The 2,256-nt window shown below is 63.0% G+C and carries 2 protein-coding genes; both read left to right on the forward strand.

Features of this window, described 5'->3' with window-relative positions; all coding sequences use genetic code 11:
* The first annotated feature begins 236 nt into the window (after positions 1–236).
* Positions 237–1,517 (forward strand): serine/threonine transporter, encoded by a 1,281-nt coding sequence (locus ABE459_RS25875; RefSeq protein ID WP_125464239.1) that lies wholly within the window; start codon positions 237–239, stop codon positions 1,515–1,517.
* A 172-nt stretch (positions 1,518–1,689) separates the two neighbouring features.
* A complete protein-coding gene (tpx, locus tag ABE459_RS25880) occupies positions 1,690–2,190 on the forward strand; it encodes a thiol peroxidase (RefSeq protein ID WP_125464238.1) in 501 nt (166 codons plus the stop codon).
* Positions 2,191–2,256: the final 66 nt, after the last annotated feature.

Below are 2,256 nucleotides of genomic sequence, written 5' to 3' on the forward strand. Positions count from 1 at the left end.
CCTACAGGGAGTTGCGTTTCTCTGTAGGAGCGGCCTTGTGCCGCGAAAGGGCTGCAAAGCAGCCCCTCCTGCACAACCCGCTTGTAAAGACAAGTGCAACCGTCCCTCGGACGGGGCTTCCCCAAGTGCAACCTTTGCATGCACAATCGCGCCCCTCTTCCCCGGTTGAGTTGGGCGAAACGTCTATTTCGCCATTCTCAGCCTGTTGCAGTCTTGCGAGTGGAGCTTCACCCGGAATGAATGAGCAGGCCCCAAGCGTTGAACAACGCTTTGCAGAATCGACCCCCGCCACCCTTGGCAGCTGGTCGCGTCACGACACCACCTGGATGCTGGGCCTGTTCGGCACGGCCATCGGCGCCGGAACCCTGTTCCTGCCGATCAACGCCGGCCTCGGCGGCTTCTGGCCGCTGCTGATCCTCGCGGCGCTGGCGTTCCCCATGACTTACTTCGCCCACCGCGGCCTGACCCGTTTCGTGCTGTCCGGGCGTAGTGGCGGCGACATCACCCAGGTCGTGGAAGAGCACTTCGGCATCAAGGCCGGTGCGCTGATCACCGTGCTGTACTTCTTCGCCATCTTCCCGATCCTGCTGATCTACAGCGTAGCCCTGACCAACACCGTCAGCAGCTTCATGGAGCACCAGCTGCACATCGCGCCGCCGCCGCGGGCGATCCTGTCGTTCGTGTTGATCCTCGGCCTGCTGGCGATCGTGCGTTGCGGTGAGCAGGCCACGGTCAAGGTCATGAGCCTGCTGGTCTACCCGTTCATCGTCGCCCTGGCGCTGCTGGCCCTGTACCTGGTGCCGCACTGGACCGGCGGTATCCTGGACACCGCGTCGCAAGTGCCGTCGGGTTCTGCCTTCCTGCACACCGTGTGGCTGGCCATTCCGGTGATGGTGTTCTCGTTCAACCACTCGCCGATCATCTCGGCCTTCGCCGTTGACCAGAAGCGCCGCTACGGTGACCATGCCGACGAGCGCAGCGGCCAGATCCTGCGCCGCGCCCACCTGCTGATGGTGCTGATGGTGCTGTTCTTCGTGTTCAGCTGCGTGCTGACCCTGAGCAGCGCCCAGCTGGCCGAAGCCAAGGCGCAGAACCTGTCGATCCTGTCGTACCTGGCCAACCACTTCGACCAGCCGACCATCGCCTTTGCCGCGCCGCTGATCGCGTTCATCGCCATCGCCAAGTCGTTCCTGGGCCACTACATCGGTGCCAGCGAAGGCCTCAAGGGCATGATCGTCAAGACCGGCCTGCGCCCGGGCGCCAAGGCCCTGGACCGCATGGTCGCCGCACTGATGCTGGTGGTGTGCTGGATCGTCGCCACCCTCAACCCGAGCATCCTCGGCATGATCGAGTCCCTCGGTGGCCCGATCATCGCCGTGCTGCTGTTCCTGATGCCGATGTACGCCATCCGTCGCGTGCCGTCGATGCGCAAGTACAGCGGCGCGCTGTCGAACCTGTTCGTGGTTGTCATCGGCCTGGTGGCCCTGACCTCGGTGGTGTACGGCCTGATCGGCTGAATCGACCGCTTGCAATAAGAAATGTCCGGGTTGGTTGTCGCCACCCGGACATTTTTTTGTCCACAGAAATTGTCTGGCAATAGAACAATTTCATGTTTGCTTATAGGCACTTGCGCGGCTTCATGCTTAACTCGGGGTCTTTTACCAACCCCGTACTAAGGATGATTTCCCCATGGCTCAAGTGACTCTCAAAGGCGGCCCGGTTCAGGTCAGCGGTAATCTGCCGCAAGTCGGCGCCCAGGCGCCTGCCTTCTCGCTGGTTGCCGGCAACCTGGCTGACACCTCGCTGAAAGACTTCGCCGGCAAGCGCAAGGTGCTGAATATCTTCCCAAGCGTCGACACCCCGACCTGCGCCACCTCGGTGCGCAAGTTCAACGCCCAGGCCAACGACGTGGCCAACACCGTGGTGCTGTGCATCTCCGCCGACCTGCCATTCGCCCAGGCCCGCTTCTGCGGCGCCGAAGGCCTGGAGAACGTGAAGAACCTGTCGACTCTGCGTGGCCGTGAGTTCCTGGAAAACTACGGCGTGGCCATCGCCGACGGCCCGCTGGCCGGCCTGGCCGCCCGCGCCGTGGTGGTGCTGGATGAAAACGACAAGGTGCTGCACAGCGAGCTGGTGGGCGAAATCGCCGACGAGCCGAACTACGACGCGGCGCTGGCTGTACTGAAGTAAGTGTTGTTGGGGCTGCTGCGCAGCCCATCGCCGGCAAGCCGGCTCCCACAGGAGATCACATAACCC

Source organism: Pseudomonas sp. TWI923, from assembly GCF_039673365.1.
GTDB classification, from domain to species: Bacteria; Pseudomonadota; Gammaproteobacteria; order Pseudomonadales; family Pseudomonadaceae; genus Aquipseudomonas; species Aquipseudomonas sichuanensis.